Below are 1380 nucleotides of genomic sequence, written 5' to 3'. Positions count from 1 at the left end.
GGGACTGTCGGGATAACGGTTGAACTGGCTCTGGCCGACACGCCGAGTTAGCTTGGCGAGAAGGCAAGACAATGACCGAAACACTCGATCCTATGGATCAGACGAAGATCGACCACCAGAAGCTGGCCCAACAACTGCTGGCGCAGGCGAAAGCCGAAGGTGTCGAGCTGGTCGGCCCAAACGGACTGCTCAACCAGCTCACCGCGAACGTCCTGGAAACCGCACTCGAAGCCGAGATGGACGAGCACCTCGGCTATGAGAAGCACCACGTCACGGGGCGAAACGGCGAAAACTCCCGGAACGGGAGGAGGACGAAGACCGTGCTCACCGAAATCGGACCGGTACAAATCCAGGTACCACGGGACACCGATGCCTCGTTCGACCCGCAGATCGTCAAGAAACGGCAGCGACGCCTGACCGGGGTCGACGAGATCATTCTGTCCCTCTCGGCGAAAGGACTGACCACGGGGGAAATTGCGGCACACTTCGACGACGTCTACGGCGCATCGGTCTCCAAGGAGACCATCAGCAAGATCACCGACAAGGTCCTCACGGAGATGGCCGAATGGTCCGTCCGTCCCCTCGACCCGGTGTATCCAGTGATGTTCATCGATGCCATCCACGTCAAGATCCGCGACGGTCAGGTCGCCAACCGGCCCGTCTACGTCGCGGTCGGCGTCACCACCGCCGGGCAACGCGACATCCTCGGACTATGGGCAGGTGACGGCGGTGAGGGCGCCAAGTTTTGGCTCGCCGTCCTGACGGAAATTCGCAACCGCGGGGTCGCCGACGTGTGCATCGCGGTTTGCGACGGACTCAAGGGCTTACCCGACGCGATCACGACCGTGTGGCCACGAACCGTGGTCCAGACCTGTCTGATTCACCTGCTGCGCAACACCTTCCGTTACGCATCACGCCAGTACTGGGACGAGATGTCACGAGACCTGCGGCCGATATACACCGCAGTCAACGAGACCGCGGCCAAGGAGCAGTTCACCGAGTTCGCCGACAAATGGGGGCCGAAGTATCCGGCGATCGTCCACCTGTGGGAGAGCGCCTGGAGCGAGTTCGTGCCGTTTCTCGACTACGACGTCGAGATCCGCCGGGTCATTTGCTCGACGAACGCGATCGAGTCCCTCAACGCGCGCTACCGGCGGTCGGTGCGGGCGAGGGGCCATTTCCCCAGCGAGCAGGCCGCGCTTAAGTGTCTCTACCTCGCCACCCGGGCACTGGACCCCACAGGTAAAGGAAGAGCACGATGGGTGACGAGGTGGAAGCCGGCCCTCAACGCGTTTGCTATCACATTCGAAGGCCGCATCACCCCAACGGTGATCTAGATTCATGCGCCAGAACTGGATCCACCGATGTTCTGACAGTCCC

General features: G+C 61.7%; 1 protein-coding gene. It reads left to right on the top strand.

Going from position 1 to position 1380, the window contains the following annotated elements; translation table 11 throughout:
- Nucleotides 1–71: 71 nt before the first annotated feature.
- A complete protein-coding gene (locus R4P95_RS33405; RefSeq protein ID WP_397517787.1) occupies nt 72–1337 on the top strand; it encodes an IS256 family transposase in 1266 nt (421 codons plus the stop codon).
- The last annotated feature ends 43 nt before the right edge of the window (nt 1338–1380 follow it).

This window comes from Rhodococcus sp. IEGM 27 (genome assembly GCF_033142305.1).
Classification (GTDB): Bacteria; Actinomycetota; Actinomycetes; order Mycobacteriales; family Mycobacteriaceae; genus Rhodococcus_F; species Rhodococcus_F oxybenzonivorans.
This window is presented reverse-complemented; position numbering and strand designations above follow the sequence as displayed.

Excerpts from the sequence above, each read along its gene's own strand:
- R4P95_RS33405 (WP_397517787.1), top strand. The coding sequence starts at position 72 with ATGACCGAAACACTCGATCCTATGGATCAGACGAAGATCGACCACCAG.